This is a genomic window from Frateuria sp. (genome assembly GCF_035695185.1).
Lineage (GTDB): Bacteria > Pseudomonadota > Gammaproteobacteria > Xanthomonadales > Rhodanobacteraceae > Frateuria_A.
Map to the genome: position 1 here is coordinate 1 of NZ_DASSES010000078.1, position 15786 is coordinate 15786.

At 68.8% G+C, this 15786-nt stretch carries 9 protein-coding genes and 1 pseudogene; 5 read left to right on the top strand and 5 right to left on the bottom strand.

All coding sequences use genetic code 11. The features are described from left to right. Nucleotides 1-1894 precede the first annotated feature (1894 nt). The 5 genes from VFH59_RS05405 to VFH59_RS05425 all read right to left on the bottom strand — a co-directional run bounded on the left by VFH59_RS05405 (nucleotide 1895) and on the right by VFH59_RS05425 (nucleotide 9404). On the bottom strand, nucleotides 1895-4147 hold the full coding sequence (locus tag VFH59_RS05405) for a xanthine dehydrogenase family protein molybdopterin-binding subunit (RefSeq protein ID WP_325163864.1): 2253 nt from the start codon (nucleotides 4145-4147) through the stop codon (nucleotides 1895-1897). After that, entirely contained in the window at nucleotides 4144-4671 is a 528-nt protein-coding gene (locus tag VFH59_RS05410) for a (2Fe-2S)-binding protein (protein ID WP_325163865.1), read from the bottom strand. Before VFH59_RS05410 ends, VFH59_RS05405 begins: the two co-directional genes overlap by 4 nt. Before the next feature lie 158 nt (nucleotides 4672-4829). Next, on the bottom strand, nucleotides 4830-6176 hold the full coding sequence (locus VFH59_RS05415) for an APC family permease (RefSeq protein ID WP_325163866.1): 1347 nt from the start codon (nucleotides 6174-6176) through the stop codon (nucleotides 4830-4832). A 246-nt stretch (nucleotides 6177-6422) separates the two neighbouring features. Then, nucleotides 6423-8336, bottom strand: coding sequence for a S53 family peptidase (locus tag VFH59_RS05420; protein WP_325163867.1), 1914 nt, complete (start codon nucleotides 8334-8336; stop codon nucleotides 6423-6425). A 192-nt stretch (nucleotides 8337-8528) separates the two neighbouring features. Then, nucleotides 8529-9404, bottom strand: a complete 876-nt coding sequence (locus VFH59_RS05425; RefSeq protein WP_325163868.1) for a PhzF family phenazine biosynthesis protein — start codon at nucleotides 9402-9404, stop codon at nucleotides 8529-8531. A gap of 143 nt (nucleotides 9405-9547) precedes the next feature. Here VFH59_RS05425 and VFH59_RS05430 point away from each other — a divergent pair, with 143 nt between their 5' ends. From VFH59_RS05430 to VFH59_RS05450, 5 genes and pseudogenes are all read left to right on the top strand, one after another. Then, on the top strand, nucleotides 9548-10180 hold the full coding sequence (locus VFH59_RS05430) for an outer membrane beta-barrel protein (protein ID WP_325163869.1): 633 nt from the start codon (nucleotides 9548-9550) through the stop codon (nucleotides 10178-10180). A 129-nt stretch (nucleotides 10181-10309) separates the two neighbouring features. Continuing rightward, on the top strand, nucleotides 10310-11824 hold the full coding sequence (locus tag VFH59_RS05435) for a fumarate hydratase (protein ID WP_325163870.1): 1515 nt from the start codon (nucleotides 10310-10312) through the stop codon (nucleotides 11822-11824). 364 nt (nucleotides 11825-12188) lie between these two features. Further along, a complete protein-coding gene (locus VFH59_RS05440) occupies nucleotides 12189-14807 on the top strand; it encodes a bifunctional aspartate kinase/diaminopimelate decarboxylase (protein ID WP_325163871.1) in 2619 nt (872 codons plus the stop codon). Nucleotides 14808-15055: 248 nt separating this feature from the next. Next, nucleotides 15056-15331: an endonuclease domain-containing protein gene (locus VFH59_RS05445; RefSeq protein ID WP_325163872.1), complete on the top strand. Its 276-nt coding sequence runs from the start codon at nucleotides 15056-15058 to the stop codon at nucleotides 15329-15331. 47 nt (nucleotides 15332-15378) lie between these two features. After that, a pseudogene (locus tag VFH59_RS05450) lies at nucleotides 15379-15786 on the top strand (endonuclease domain-containing protein); the annotation flags it as partial.

Sequence of the window (15786 nt, forward strand, 5' to 3'; positions counted from 1 at the left end):
GGCAGTGGCCTTGAATTGCTCGCTGTAGCGAGTGGTCGTTCTCGGACCTGGCTTGGGCATGGGGCACTCCTGAAAGTTAGATCAGGGTGTCCACTAAACCGAGGGAACTATCGCGTCCGCTTGGACGAGTTGTTAGATGCCTTCGTCGCTGAGTGCATCCGCAGGCCAAAAGGAGAGAAGGTAACCATGCGCCCATCGGGGAGCGTGAGCATGAACTGGTTTTGATGATTGAAGCCAACCGATGATACCCAGGCAAGATGGGACTCAGTCCGAGGGATATCAGCGAGCTGCTTGTACAGCTCGCCAAGTGCAACGACTCGAATTAACTTGCCTTTGCGGTAGAAGCTGAGGACGGGCTGAGAAAGCCGCACGTCTAATGGCAGCAAATTTTGACCGCCGTAGCCAACAACGGCGGAAATACCATCGTTGGCTATGAAAAGCCAACGATGCCATCCGGGCAGTGACCACAACACCCTTTGTGTCGCTCGATTCCGAGCTATGGTGGTGTTAGCTGCCGGATCCGTAGTTGCGCAAACATTCTCAGAGGGCGAGCAGACGGTGCCAGCGCGCGGTGGCGGCAGCGGCGTATCCGCGTGCGCAACCGCACAAAGCAGCGCTAAGGTCGTGAGGGCGAGAGCGATATGTCTCATGGCATCTAACGCTTGAGTTAAGCGGCGGCGTAGCCGTCCGCCTTGAACGAACTGTTAGGCACCATACCCTGCAGTCCACGGTTGCGATCTGAGCGCCTCAATGTGACCGTTGGCAAGTAGGCGCCATAGCTCAATGGCGCTTTCAGGTGACGAAAGAGACATGTGCCAAGGGCCTTCACCAGTCTCGGCATTTTCGAGCACGACGAGACCGCTGCCAAACACACTCGTGGACCACCCGGACTCGTGATTGAGCGAAACGTCCGGATGCTCTGGATCTGGCGATGCCAGTGAGGTGAGAAGCACTGCCATCGCAGCCTCGTCAGGCGAGGCGACCGTGTTGCCCATTCTGTCGTATGCGAAGTAGCTCATGTGGCCTAACGCTGGAGTTAAGCGGCGGCGGAGCCGTCCGCCTTGAACGAGTAGTTAGGCCACAGGCCTGGCGGATGCGATGAAGCCAGGGATGTGGCGCGACCGGTAGACGTGGGGGTGCGAGCGGATTTCGTCGGCAAGCTGATCAAGGTAAGCGTTGCCAGCTTGTGAGAAGTTCGCAACCTCGTCTTGCGAGAGTTGGATGTCTGTCGTGAAGTAAGCAACGGACCCGCAGAGTACTGACAGAACATAGCTATTGCCCTCTTGGAAAAGGGTCCACGACCATGAGGATTGCGCAATCTGTTTCATGCCTAACGTTGGAGTTAAGCGGCGGCGCAGCCGTCCGCCTTGAATGAATTGTTAGGCCCCGGACCGAGGGCCACCATGACGCCGGTTGCGAAAGATCGGTCCACGGTGGAAAACCCAGACCACTGGGCCACCAAGAATGTACCAAGCGCCACTTAGAACTGCCCAAAGCTTTTCCTGGAGAGTGACGGACTGAGAGTACTTGGCACGCAATCGCTCGCGTTGCTCACGCTTGCGAGTTGCCACCTCTGCTCGTCTCTCCAATGCGGCCGCGGCTAGCGCTTCTCTCTTTGATTTGCCACGGTTGCTCATACGGGGCCTAACGCTTAGTAGACCCCAAATCGGGGCATATGCACCGGATAGTCGGGCGCGATCAGGCTCAGGTCAAGCGGGAAATTCCCTTGTCGATCAGTAGGGATGCGCGCGCTGATGGTCTTCCTACGCGCGCTGGGAGCTCCGTGCATATTGCGCAAATCGGGGTGCTAATTTTTATGGGCGCGGAAGTGCAGGAATAAACCGTTTTGTCGGCGCGGGCCGCTTGCGGTGCCGGCCTGGCGCGGGTGCTCCGGTCAGAGCAACCGCAGCAGTTCCTTCATCAGTGGCAGCCGGCGCACGCGCACGGCGCTGGCGCGGAAGACCGCGTTGGCCAGCGCCGGGGCGGCGGTGGGCATGGCCAGGAAGCTGGCGCCGGTGGGGGCGCGGTCGTTGGGAACGAGGATGACTTCGACGTCGTTGGGCAGCTGGGCCATGCTGGCCAGCGGGTAGTCGCGGAAGTCCTGCTGCTGGACCTGGCCGTTCCGGAAGGTGATGGCGGGGTTGAGCGCGTTGGAAAGGGCGTCCAGGGTGGCGCCGGCGACCTGGCCTTCGAGGCCCAGCGGGTTGATCACGCGGCCGACGTCGACGGCGCAGACTACCCGCACGATATCCAGTTTCTCGCCGTGCATGACCGCCTCGATGGCATGGGCGACGTAGGCGCCGTCGATATGCCAGCAGGCCACGCCCATGCCGTTGACGTTGTGCAGCCAGTTCTTCCACTCGATGCGGTCGGTGACCAGCTTGAGCACGTTGAGCAGGCGTCCGACATCGAGCATGCCGCCGCCGGACAGCGGGATCTGGCGGGCGTCACCGAGCTGGCGCAGGCGCGTGTCCAGCGGGTTCTCGCGCAGGTTGTGCGCGATTTCGTCGACGAAGCTCTCCACTGCGAAGGCGTTGGTGACGTGCGGTTCGCCGCGGAACGGACCGCGCGGCATCGCCGAGGCGAGGCTGTACCAGTCGTTGCGGTAGGTGGGCACGAGGCCGGCCGGCAGCTGGTCGGCGGCCACTTCGGAGGTCCACAGCCGGTCGGCGGCGATGCCGCGGCCGGCGAGCGCCGGGGCGCTGGCCATGCGCTGGTCCCAGGCGATCACGTGGCGCTTGCGGCCGATGACGGCCTTGATCTTGTGCACCGTGCCGGAGCGGTAGTAGTCGTGGGTCAGGCCCTGCTCGCGCGTCCACATCAGGCGTACCGGCTTGTCGACCGCCTTGGCCAGCATCACTGCCTCGGCGACGTAGTCGTGGTCGAGCCGGCGGCCGTAGCCGCCGCCCACGCGCGGCACCTCGATGGCGATCTTGTCGGGCGCCAGGCCGGTCAGGCGCTGCACTACGGCCCAGGCGCGCTGCGGCGCCTGGGTCGGCACGACCAGCGTGGCCTGGTCCTTGTCCAGGCGCACCAGGCAGTTCATCGGTTCGGGCGTGGCGTGGGCCAGCCAGGGCTGCACGTAGGTGGCCTCGACGCGGCGGGCGGCCTTGCGGCTGGCCGCCTTGAGATCGCCCTCGTCGCGCACGCGGGTGGTCGGCGCGCTGTCGGTGTCGAGCAGGGCGAGCGCCTGCGCCTCGAGCTTGCCGCTGTCCTGCCCGGCACTGCTGGCGCCGGGCTTCCATTCCCGCTTGAGTTCGGCCAGGCCGCGCAGCGCCGACCAGGTGTCCTCGGCCAGCACGGCCACCGCCGGGGCGATGGCGGTTTCGCCGGGCGGCACGCCGTCCTCGGGCTTGATCGGAATCACCTTGACCACGCCCTTGACCGCCAGCGCCGGGGCGGTCTCGATGCTGGCCAGGCTGCCGTCGGGCCAGGGGCACTGGTCGAGCACGGCGACCAGGCCATCGGCGTAGTGGGCGTCGAGCGCGTAGCGCGCCTGGCCGGTGACGATGCGTCGCGCGTCGACGTCGCCGGCCGGCTGGCCGATCAGGGCGTAACGCCGCGGGGACTTCAGCGGCAGCGGTGCGTTGGGCGGATCGATCTTGCTGGCCGCCTCGACCAGGCTGCCGTAGGGGAAGCGGCGGCCATCCGGCGTGACCACCATGCCCGCCTCGCAGCGCAGCCGGTCGGCGGCGATGCCCAGCCGCCGCGCCGCGGCCTGGGTGATCAGCCAGCGCGCCAGCGCGCCGGCCTGGCGCAGGTCGGCCCAGGCGGCCGGGATCGAGTCGCCGGTGCCGCTGCGCTGGTGGCCGTAGACCCACACCGGCTTGCCCTCCTTCGCTTCGACGCCCAGGCCGAGCTGCACCACGGTGACCCGGGTCCAGTCCGCCTCCAGCTCCTCGGCGATGATGCGCGGCAAGGCGGTGGCCGTGCCGGTGCCGGTGTCCGGGTCGCGGGCGCCGATCAGCACGTTTCCTTCGCGGTCGATGCGCACGTAGGCGCCGAGCTGGCCGAAGTCGTCACCGAGCATGGCCGGCGGGACCGGCACCTCGGCGTCGGCATGGCCCACCCCCACCACCAGCGCGCCGGCGGTGCCGGCGAGTACCTGGAGAAAACGCCGGCGCGAGAACTGCGGACCGGTGCTCATGCCTTCACTCCGGCGGCGCGCTTGATCGCACGGCGCACGCGCGTCTGGATGCCGCAACGGCAGCGGTTGGGCAGCTTGTCGATGTCCTCGTCGGAGGGCTTGGGCTTGCGCGAGAGCAGATCGATGCCGGCGATCAGCCAGCCGGGCGCGCAGTAGCCGCAGCCGATCGCGTCCTCGTCGATGAAGGCCTGCTGCAGCGGATGCAGGCTGCCGTCGGCGTGGGCCAGGCCCTCGACGGTGGTGACGCGGGTGCCGGCCAGCTTGGCCATCGGCTGCCTGATCGCCGACACCGCCTTGCCGTTGACCAGCACCAGGTCGTAGCCGTCCTCGCCGTGGGCGTCGCCCAGCTTGGTGCCGGTCAGGCGCAGCACGTCGCGCAGGTACCACAGCAGCGGCATCAGGGGATCGCCGGTGTGCCGGAAGCGCTCGCCGTTGACGATCAGGTCGATGCCCTCGCGCACCGGCTCCGGCACGATGTCGCCGGTGGGGGCGGAGGGCAGGCCCTGGGCTTGCGCTTGCTGCATCGGACGATCTCCACGCGAGGGTCGCCTATTGTGGCATCGCGCAAGTGATGAGGCAGCCGGCGGCCGGTGGCACGTTCAGCCGGAGGCGGTGCGGGCAGCCCTGGCAGGCGCGTCCCCGGGTGCGCTCCGGATGCGCGGTGCCCGGGGCAAGGGCGGCGTTAGTGGTGGCCCGACAGCCGCCGCCAGGCGTGATACACCGGCACGCCGGCCAGCATGATCAGCACGCCGATGCCGGCATTGCGCGGGTTGTCGTGCATGGTGGCGACCACCACGGCGCCGATCGCGGCGACGAACAGCAACGGCAGCAGCGGGTAGCCCGGCACGCGGAAGCGCACCTCGCCGCGGTCGTGCCGGCGATACCAGAACAGCGTCGCCACGCCCACCGCGCAGGCCAGCCAGTCGCCGAAGGTCGCATAGTCCAGCAGGGCGCCGTAGCTGCCCGACAGCGCCAGCACGATCGCCCAGCCGGCGAGCGCGGCCAGCGCCACGTTCGGCGTGCGATGGCGCGGGTGCAGGCGCGCCACGGCGCCGAAGAACAGCCCGTCGGCACCCATCACCTGCAGCACGCGCGCGCCGGCGACCAGCGTGATGTTGCAGAAGCCGAGCGTGGAGATGGCGATACCCACCGCCATCAGCCGCGCGCCGGCCGGGCCGAACATGCGGTCCATCACCTGTGCGGCGGGCGCGCGGCTGGCGGCCAGCCCGGCGTGGCCGAGCACGGCCAGGTAGGCGAGGTTGACCAGGGCGTACGCGCCGATCACCACCAGCATGCCGGCCAGCAGCGCGCGCGGCAGGTTGCGCTGCGGCGCGTCGATCTCGCCGGCCAGGTTGTTGAGGTAGGTGAAGCCCGAATAGGCGAACAGCACCGGCAGCGCCGCGCCCATGAAACCCACGCCGGTGCGCGCCGGATCCACCGCCAGCGCCGCCGGCGCATGCGCGCCGGCCAGGTAAAGCCCGCACGCGACCAGCACCGCGACCGCCAGCAGCTTGAGCAGTGCGAACAGGTTCTGCACCTGGGCGCCCAGCCGCAACCCGAACAGGTTGACCAGCGCGACGAACACCAGCGCGCCGACCGTCAATGGCAGCGCCGCCGTCGGCGGCAACGCGAAGGCGGCGACCGTGTAGCTGGCGAAAATGGTGGCGACCGCCGCAGTCGAGCCGGAGTAGATCACCAGCAGCATGGTCCAGCCGAACAGGAACCCGGCCAGCGGCCCGAACGCTTCGCGCAGGTACACGTAGGTGCCGCCCGCCTGTGGCCGGCGGGCGCCGAGTTCGGCGTAGCAGAGCGCGCCGACCAGCGTGAGCAGGCCGGCGCCGACCCACGCCAGCAGCAATGACAGCCCCGACTCCGTGCGCTGCGCGGCAATGCCCGGGTTGAGGAAGATGCCACCACCGATGATCCCGCCGACGACGATGAGGGCGGCGTCCCAGGGGCCGAGGCTGCGCCGGTAGCCGTTCGTCGGATTGCTCACGTCATGCCGCTCCGCGGAAGGAGCGCGGAGCATCGCTGGTGTATGCGTGGTGGGCAAGGGTGGGTCCGCGATGGCCACCATCCGCCCTGCGGGCACCTTCCCCCGTGGAACGGGGAAGGACCGAACGTTTCACGCGGTGCCACCTACCGAGCCTTCCCGTCCCACGGGGGAAGGACCGAACGTCTCACGCGGTGCCACCTATCGAGCCTTCCCCCGTCCCACGGGGGAAGGTGCCGAAGGCGGATGGGGGGGCTCCCGGAGCGGGAGCCCCGGTGCGCCTCAGAACAACTGCAGGAACGCATCCAGGTTGGCCACGTCCAGCGTGCCGATGCCGGCGCCGGGCGTGTAGTGCGGCTTGCCCTGGTAGAACCAGTTGTCGCCGTCACGCACGCTGTGGAACGGCGTGTAGCTGCCGTAGCCGAACACGTTCTGCAGGAAGTACACCTGCGGGTTCCAGAAACCCACGCGGTGGCCCAGGCTCTGGGTCAGCAGCGCGCTGACGCCATTGAGCTGCGGCGCCACGAAGCTGGTGCCGCCGCTGGACACCACGCCGCCGTCGGTGCTGGAGAACACCAGGTAACCGGTCTCCGGGTCGGCGTTGAGCGAAATGTCCGGCACGTTGCGGCCGCGGAAATGGCCGGGCAGTTTGGCGAGCGTGGTCGGGCCGGCCTCCGGGTCGTTGTAGACCAGTGACTGGTGCTTCTCGCTGCGGCGGACGCCGTAGGTGAAGCGCTGGTAGAACGGCGTCTGCCAGTAGACGCTCACGCCGCCGCCGCCGCCGACCGAGAACAGGTCGATCAGGCCCGGGCCGAAGTTGGTGTCGAAGTAGTTCTGCAGGTAATCCCAGCCCCACACGCTCTCGCGGGTAATCGATTCCACCGGGCCGCCGCTGAAGGAATAGCTGTACGGCACGGTGGTGCCGCCCGCGGCGGTGATGTACGGATCGGAGGCGGGCGAGTCGACGGTCAGCGGGGCGCTGAATTCGCCGGGACCGTCGCCATGGCCGAGGCCGCGCACGGTGTCGTAGGCACCCGAGTCGCCGGAGGCGGCGAATACCGACTGGCCCTGTACCGCCGCCTCCAGGAAGATCTGGTGGAACGCGCGCAGGTCGCCAACGTCGGTGGTGTCGCTCGCGTCCGCGCCCTCGACGTTGAGCGAGGCGAAGTTGTAGATCTCCGGCAGGCCCCAGCTGGTCGAGATGCTGTCGGCGCGGTTGTCCGACACCGCCTGCGCGAACGCCGCCACGAAGTCGCCGCTGGTGTTGGGCGCGTCGTAGACCAGGATGTCGGCCTTCGGCGCCAGGCCGCCGGACTGCTCCACGTCCAGCGCGGTCTCGCCGCTGCCGCCGTTGATCGCGCCGCCGCCGTTGACGTGCACCTGGGTGATGCGGTGCGGCTTGGTGACCAGCCCGATGCCGTCCCAGTAGGCCTCGGCGTCGGCCGGGTCGAAGTTCGACAGCGTCACGATGCCGATGGTCGAGCCCTGGCCGGTGATGCCGCGGTCGTACAGCGGATTGATGTTGTAGAAGTTGGCCGCGTCGCCGACTGTGTAGCTGCCCGGGACACCGGTCGCGGTCGGATTGCCGCCGCTGGCCGCCTTCAGGTTCGGGTGCAGCGACTGCGGCGCGAAGGAGGTGGTCGGCATCAGCAGCCGGGGCGCCTTGATGCGGTGGGAAACGAACTGGCGCTCGTTGCTCAGGCCGCTCACCACGGTCACGCTGCCAGCCAGCGCCGCCGGCATGACCGGGCGGCTGGCCGGGCGGTGGAACACGCGGCCGTCGCCGGCGCGGTAGGCGTGGATGGTGGTGCCGAAGGCCTGGCCGAACTGCGCCAGCGTACCCTGCACGCGAATCGCCATCCGGTTGTCCAGCACCTCGCCGCGCAGGCCCTGGCGCTTGAGGTAGGCCTGCACGCCGGCGATCTGCGCGTCGGTGGCGCCAAACCGCTCGGCGAACTCACCCGTGCTGAGGAAGCGGTGGTACTGGGGGCTGCCCGGCGTCACCGTCTGGCGGATCAGTTGCTCGAGCTGGTCCTGGTGGCGCAGCTTGAGGATCAGCGTGACATGGGCCGGCTGGCTGGCGGCCGCCAGGCCCATGTCGGTGGCAGGTTCCGTCGTCTGTGCCGCGGCGGCCGCGCCGGCGAACAGCAGTGCGCAGGAGACGGCAAGGGCTTTGTGGTGCAACTTCGCGAGCATGGGGTTCTCCCTGAAATGCGCGCGACGGTAGGACACAGGGGGCATGAAGCACTGCGCCGACAGCCGCGGCGTGCGATGGTTGGCTTGAAGGTTTTCCCTATCGGCGCCGCACCCCCTGTGGACGACGCCGCTGTCGAGCTTGCACCCAAGCGGGCGGGAAGGGAAGGGCCGCACGCCCGCGTGGGGGTGGGCTCAGTCCAGTGTGAACGTCCCGCGCACGCCGATCGCGCAGTGCCCGCCGATGGCGACCGCGCCCGAGGCCGCGTCGACGCTGACCTCCACGCGCCCGTCGCGGCCGACTTCGCGGCCCTGGCTGGCGAGGTAGCGGCTGCCGTAGCGGGCCAGGCCGCCGGTGTGGTGGAGCAGGGCGCCGATGGCGGCATTGGCGCTGCCGGTGACCGGATCCTCCGGGATGCCGTCGGCCGGGCAGAACGCGCGCACGGCCATCGCCGCATCGCCGCCGTCCGCGGCGCCGAACACGCTCACGCCTACGGCGCCGCGGACCACGCACAGCGCGGCGATGGCCGGGAGGTCGGGCGAGAGCGTGCGCACGGTATGCGCCTGGCCAAGGTCGCAGACCAGCCACAGTGGGCCGTTGTCGATCGCATGCGCGGCGGTGGCGGGCAGGTCGACCTTCAGGGCGTGGGCCAACGCGGTGGCCAGCGTGGCATCGGCCGGTTCGATCCGTGCCGGCGGCGCCTGCACGTGGATGGTGCGGGTGGCGCCGCGGCCGTGCACCGCGACCGGCAACAGGCCGGCGGCACATTCCTGCACCAGCGCGGGCTTCGCCGCTACGCAGCCGGCCTCGATCGCCGCGTAGGCACTGCCCACGCTGGGGTGGCCGGCGAAGGGCAGTTCCTGGCGCGGGGTGAAGATGCGCACGCGGTAGTCCGCGTCCGGCCGCGTGGGGCGGAGCAGGAAGGTGGTCTCGGAGAGATTGGTCCAGCGCGCGATGCGCTGCATGGTAGGGCCGTCGAGTGCATCGGCGCCCACGACCACGGCCAGCGGATTGCCTTCGAGCAGGCGTGCGGCGAAGACGTCAAGTTGGAGGAACTCGAAGGTCGGCATCGTTGATCGCTCGAAGTGGCTGGCGATCGAGTGTAGGCGATCGCCTACAGCCAATGGTCGAGCTCGCCATTAGAATCCGCCACGCCCGATTTCCCCAGTTCCCCGATCGGGCGCAATCAATAACAAGACAGGGAGTTTCCCCCATGAACAAGCTTCTCACCGTCGCCCTGGGCGCGGCGTTTGCCGCTGCCTCCGCTTCGGCTGCCGCCGCTGACGCCAATGGCGCCTTCTTCATCAACGCCGGCATCGGCCAGGCGCAGTACCACGTCGGCCGCACCGACGGCCTGGGCTTCAAACTCGACGACAAGGACACCGCCGGCGCGCTGCGCTTCGGCTATGCCTGGAAGGTCGGCAACGGCTTCGACCTGGGCGTCGAAGGCGGCTATGCCGACCTCGGCAAGCTGGTCGCCAAGTACAACGACGGCACCACGTTCGCCAAGACCGAGCTCGGCGCGCACGGCTGGCTGCTCGGCGGCAACGGCAAGTACCGCTTCGACGGCAACTGGTTCGTCTCGGCGCGCGCCGGCTGGTTCCGTTCGGAAGAGCGCATGAAGGCGTTTGCCGGCGATGCCACGACCGGCGCCGTCACGATCTACGACAGCGCCGACGACCGGGGCAACGGCTGGTACGGTGGCGTGGGCGTCGGTTATGACTTCGCACCGAACTTCAGCCTCGGCCTGAACTACGACAACTATCACGCCAAGGCCACGCTGGAGGGCGCCAGCGCCGCCGGGAACGTGGGCGCGTATACCGTCAGCGCCGAGTACCGCTTCTGAGCGAAGCCACCCGGCAGATCAGCAACGGCCGCCGCGTGCGGCCGTTGTTTTGTCCGGCCCGGCCGGCTGCGGCACAATAGCCGGCTTGTGCGCCGCACCATGCGGCGCGTCGAAGCCGAAAAGCCGCCCATGACCACCATCAAGCAAGACGACCTGATCCAGTCCGTCGCCGACGCGCTGCAGTACATCAGCTACTACCACCCGGTCGACTACATCCGGAGCCTGGCCGCCGCCTACGAGCGCGAGGAATCGCCCGCCGCGCGCGACGCGATGGCGCAGATCCTGATCAACTCGCGCATGGCTGCCGAAGGCCACCGCCCGCTGTGCCAGGACACCGGCATCGTCACCGTGTTCCTCAAGGTCGGCATGGACGTGCGCTGGGACGCGACCATGAGCCTGGAGGACATGGTCAACGAGGGCGTGCGCCGTGCCTACAACCATCCGGACAACAAGCTGCGCGCGAGCGTGCTGGCCGATCCGGCGGGCAGGCGGCTGAACACGCGCGACAACACGCCGGCAGTGATCAACATGTCGATCGTGCCGGGCGACACGGTGGACGTGATCGTCGCGGCCAAGGGCGGCGGGTCGGAAGCCAAGTCCAAGTTCGTGATGCTCAACCCGTCCGACTCGATCGTCGACTGGGTGCTCAGGACCGTGCCGACGATGGGCGCCGGCTGGTGCCCGCCGGGCATGCTCGGCATCGGCATCGGCGGCACCGCCGAGAAGGCGATGCTGCTGGCCAAGGAGTCGCTGATGGAGCACATCGACATCCAGGAGCTGATCGCGCGCGGACCTTCCAATCGCGTCGAGGAACTGCGCATCGAGCTGTACGAGAAGGTCAACGCATTGGGGATAGGCGCGCAGGGCCTCGGCGGCCTGACCACCGTGCTCGACGTCAAGATCAGGGACTACCCGACCCACGCGGCCAACCTGCCGGTGGCGATGATCCCCAACTGCGCGGCGACCCGCCATGCGCACTTCACCCTGGACGGCTCCGGCCCGGTGATGCTGGAGCCGCCGTCGCTGGAGCACTGGCCCCGGCTCACCTACGACGCCTCCAAGGGCCGTCGCGTGGACCTCGATACGGTCACCCGCGAGGAGGTCGCGAGCTGGAAGCCCGGCGAGGTGCTGCTGCTCAACGGCAAGCTGCTGACCGGCCGCGACGCCGCGCACAAGCGCATGGTCGACATGTTGAACAAGGGCGAGCCGTTGCCGGTCGATTTCGCTGGCCGCTTCATCTACTACGTCGGTCCGGTCGATCCGGTGCGCGACGAAGTGGTGGGTCCCGCCGGCCCGACCACGGCCACGCGCATGGACAAGTTCACCGGGCAGGTGCTGGCGCAGACCGGCCTGCTCGGCATGGTCGGCAAGGCCGAGCGCGGACCGGCGGCGATCGAGGCGATCAAGCAGCACCGCTCGGTCTACCTCATGGCGGTGGGCGGCGCGGCCTATCTGGTGTCCAAGGCGATCAAGGCCTCGCGTGTGGTCGGATTCGCGGACCTCGGCATGGAGGCGATCTACGAGTTCGAGGTCAAGGACATGCCGGTCACCGTGGCGGTCGATTCCTCCGGCACGTCGGTGCACCAGACCGGGCCGAAGGAGTGGCAGGCACGCATCGGCAAGATCCCAGTAGTCATCGAATAAACCCGTGCGCGCAGCGCACACCATCGTCTCCCCCCGCCCGCCTTGCTTCCTCTCCCCTCCGGGGGGAGGGCCGAGGTGAGGGCCGGGGCTCGCGGGAAGCCCCATTCGGTCCGGCGCTCCGTCAGATAGGCCGAGGCCAGGTCGGCCCCGCACCCCAACCCTCTCCCCGCAGGGGAGAGGGAGCCCGAAGCGCACGCCACCTGCCTTCCTCTCCCCTCCGGGGAAAATGGGCCGGGCTCCCGGGTTCGTGGCATTTGGATGGCTAAACGTCCATTCTTTTGCCCGCAAAAATACATTGCATTCGCCTTGTGGCAGCGCAACACTGGCGTGATTGCTTCCCCGCCACCATTGCAATGGAGCCCTTGTGATCCCGCAGAACCCCGCGCCGCTTCCGGCGGACGCGCCCTGGATCGTGATGAAGTTCGGCGGCACGTCCGTCGCGACGCTGCCACGCTGGCAGAACATCCGTGAGCTGATCGCCAGCCGCCGCGCCGAAGGCGCCCGCGTGCTGGTGGTCGTATCCGCGCTCACCGGCATCACCGACGCGCTGAAACAGCTGTGCGCCGAGGGCAACGGGGACAAACGCAAGGCGGCGGCCGGCGCGATCGCGCAACGTCACCATGAGCTGCTCGGGCACATGCAACTACCGTTGCCGGACGCGCTGGCCGCGCGCCTGGGCGATCTGGCGTCGCTGGCCGGCGAGGGTGCCGCGGCGGTGGGCGAGCTGGCCTGGGCGGCGCAGGTGCAGGCGCACGGCGAGCTGATGTCCAGCGCATTGGGCGCGGCCTACCTCAGTGCCAGCGGACTGCCCACGCAGTGGGTGGATGCGCGCGAGTGCCTGTCCGCCATCGCGCTGCCCAACCAGAACGAGCGCACGCGCCTGCTTTCGGCCACGGTCGAGGCGCGCCCCGATCCGGCGCTGGCCGCACGGCTGGCTGCGCTGGGCGAAGTGTTCATCACCCAGGGCTTCATCGCGCGCGAGGAGCAGGGTCGCACCGTGCTGCTCGGACGTGGTGGTTCGGATACCTCCGCGGCCTACTTCGGCGCGCTGCTCAAGGCCTCGCGGGTGGAGATCTGGACCGACGTGGCGGGCATGTTCACCGCCAACCCCCGCCAGGTGCCCGGCGCGCGGCTGCTTTCCCGGCTGGACTACGAGGAAGCCCAGGAAATCGCCACCACCGGCGCCAAGGTGCTGCACCCGCGCTGCCTCTCGCCGCTGCGCGAGCCGCGCGTGCCGCTGCTGATCAAGGACACCAACCGGCCCGAACTCGAAGGCACGGTGATCGGGCCGGAAGTGCGCGAGCATGCGCCGAGCGTCAAGGCGATCAGCGCGCGCAAGGGGCTCACCCTGGTGTCGATGGAGTCGGTCGGCATGTGGCAGCAGGTCGGCTTCCTGGCCGACGTGTTCGCGCAGTTCAAGAAGCACGGGCTGTCGGTCGACCTGATCGGCTCGGCCGAAACCAACGTGACGGTCTCGCTGGACCCGACCGAAAACCTGCTCGACTCCGACGCCGTGGCCGCCCTGGCGGCGGACCTGGCCAGGGTCTGCCGGGTCAAGGTGATCGCCCCGTGTGCGGCGATCACGCTGGTCGGTCGTGGCATGCGCTCGATGCTGCACACGCTCTCGACCGTGCTGGCCGAGTTCGGACAACTGCGCGTGCACCTGATCTCGCAGTCGTCCAACAACCTCAACCTCACCTTCGTGGTGGACGAGACGGTGGTCGATGAGCTGCTGCCGCACCTGCACGAGCTGCTGATCGCCGCCGGCGCCCTGCGCACCGACGACAGCGCACTGTTCGGCCCGAGCTGGCAGGCACTCTACGGCAGTGGCGAGGCGGCGGCCCAGGCGGCCGCGTGGTGGCGCGATCCGGCCGAGCGCGAGCGGCTGTTGGCGCTGGCCCGGGAAGCCACGCCGCGCTACGTCTACCACCTGCCCACGGTGCGCGCGCAGGCGCGGGCGATGAAGTCGCTGGGGGTGGTCGACCGGGTGCACTACGCGGTGAAGGCCAACACCCATCCGGCGATCCTGCGTGCGCTGGCCGCCGAAGGGTTCGCGTTCGAGTGCGTGTCGCCGGGCGAACTCAAGGCCGTGCTGGCGGCCGTGCCGGACACTGCGCCGCTGCTGTTCACGCCCAACTTCGCCCGCCGCGCCGACTACGTCGAAGCGCTGGGCACGCGCGCCACGATCACCCTCGATGCGCTGCATCCGCTGGAGCACTGGGGCGAGCTGTTCCGCGGTCGCGAGGTCGTGCTGCGGGTGGACCTCGGCCGCGGCCTGGGCCATCACGAGAAGGTGCGCACCGGCGGCAACGGCAGCAAGTTCGGCCTGCCGGTCGAGCAGCTCGACGCCTTCCTGCGGCTGGCCGACGCCCACCGGGTCAGCGTTCGCGGCCTGCATGCGCACCTGGGCTCGGGCGTGCTCGATCCGAAGCACTGGGGCGAGGTCTATGCGCAGCTGGCGAGCCTGGCCGAGCGCATCGGCAGCGTGGCCTTCCTCAACATCGGCGGGGGCCTGGGCGTGCCCTCGCATCCGGGCGAGGCGCCACTGGACATGGTGGCGCTGGACCGCGTGCTGCGCGAGGTGCGGGCGGCCTATCCGCATTACCAGCTGTGGATGGAGCCGGGCCGCTACCTGGTCGCCGACGCCGGCGTGCTGCTGGCCCGCGTCACCCAGACCAAGGGCAAGGGCAGCCTGCACTACCTCGGCGTGGACACCGGCATGGACAGCCTGATCCGCCCCACCCTGTACGACGCGTGGCACGAGATCGTGAACCTCACGCGGCTGGAGGCGCCGGCCGAGGCGCTGTACCAGGTGGTCGGGCCGATCTGCGAGTCCGGCGACGTGCTGGGCACGGACCGGCGACTGCCCGAAGCGCAGGAGGGCGACGTGATGCTGGTGGCGCAGGCCGGGGCGTACGGCAAGGTGATGTCGTCGCGGTACAACCTGCGGGAAGAGGCGGACGAGGTGATCCTGGACGGCTGAGGCGAGCCCCGGCCCCTCACCCCAACCGTCTCCCCGGAGGGGAGAGGGAGCCGAACCTGCGAGCGGCCAACATCGAGCGAACCTGAGCTTTTGCTCCCTCTCCCCTCCGGGGAGAGGGCTGGGGTGAGGGGTCGCCCTGGCGAAAGACCTTCATGGAGCGAGGTTTCAAGGATGAAACGCATGAACGTGGACCGGGCGCGCGGACTGCGCCTGGGCATACCGACGCCGAGCAGGCGCTCTGGTATCGCTTGAGGAATCGGCAGCTGGATGGCTGCAAGTTCCGCCGCCAGCACGAGGTCGACCGCAACGTGGTCGATTTCGTCTGCACCGAACGCATGCTGGTGGTGGAGCTCGACGGTGGCCAGCACCTCGAACAGCAGGACTACGACGATGCACGCACGCGCTACCTCCAGGCCAGGGGCTACCGCCTGCTGCGTTTCTGGAACAATGACGTATTGACGAATATCGAGAGCGTGCTCGAGGTGCTGGTGGAGGTTCTGGCGAGCCCCGGCCCCTCACCCTAGCCCTCTCCCCGGAGGGGAGAGGGAGCCCGCGCGACGGAGATCTACGAGTGACGACAATCAACCCACGCCTGACCCAAAGCTTCCGCTTCGTGCGTGCCACCTACGCCGACGGCGTGGCCGAGCTGGCCTACGCCTTCGACCAGGGCGAGGAAATGGTCGAGCGCATCCGCTTTCCGGATGCCCCGGCCGTGCCGGCCGAACGCCAGCAAGCCTTCGACGCCGCACTCAGTCTGCTGCACCTGGTCGCCGGCGTGAGCTACTACAAGGCCGGCGTGCCGCCAAAGATCGAGGTGGCCGACGGCCCGCTCGACGACGCCACCGCCGACCTGCTCGATGCGCTCTACCTGCACGGCCTGGCCGAGTTCGCCTATCGCAACGGCTTGGACTTGCGCGGCCGCATCAGCTTCCCCCGCCTTTCTCCCTCTCCCCCCGGGGGAGAGGGGCGGGGTGAGGGG

Coding starts and splice junctions, on each gene's coding strand:
- VFH59_RS05405 (WP_325163864.1), bottom strand. CDS start 4,147: ATGAGCACCGGTCCGCAGTTCTCGCGCCGGCGTTTTCTCCAGGTACTC.
- VFH59_RS05410 (WP_325163865.1), bottom strand. CDS start 4,671: ATGCAGCAAGCGCAAGCCCAGGGCCTGCCCTCCGCCCCCACCGGCGAC.
- VFH59_RS05415 (WP_325163866.1), bottom strand. CDS start 6,176: ATGCTCCGCGCTCCTTCCGCGGAGCGGCATGACGTGAGCAATCCGACG.
- VFH59_RS05420 (WP_325163867.1), bottom strand. CDS start 8,336: ATGCTCGCGAAGTTGCACCACAAAGCCCTTGCCGTCTCCTGCGCACTG.
- VFH59_RS05425 (WP_325163868.1), bottom strand. CDS start 9,404: ATGCCGACCTTCGAGTTCCTCCAACTTGACGTCTTCGCCGCACGCCTG.
- VFH59_RS05430 (WP_325163869.1), top strand. CDS start 9,548: ATGAACAAGCTTCTCACCGTCGCCCTGGGCGCGGCGTTTGCCGCTGCC.
- VFH59_RS05435 (WP_325163870.1), top strand. CDS start 10,310: ATGACCACCATCAAGCAAGACGACCTGATCCAGTCCGTCGCCGACGCG.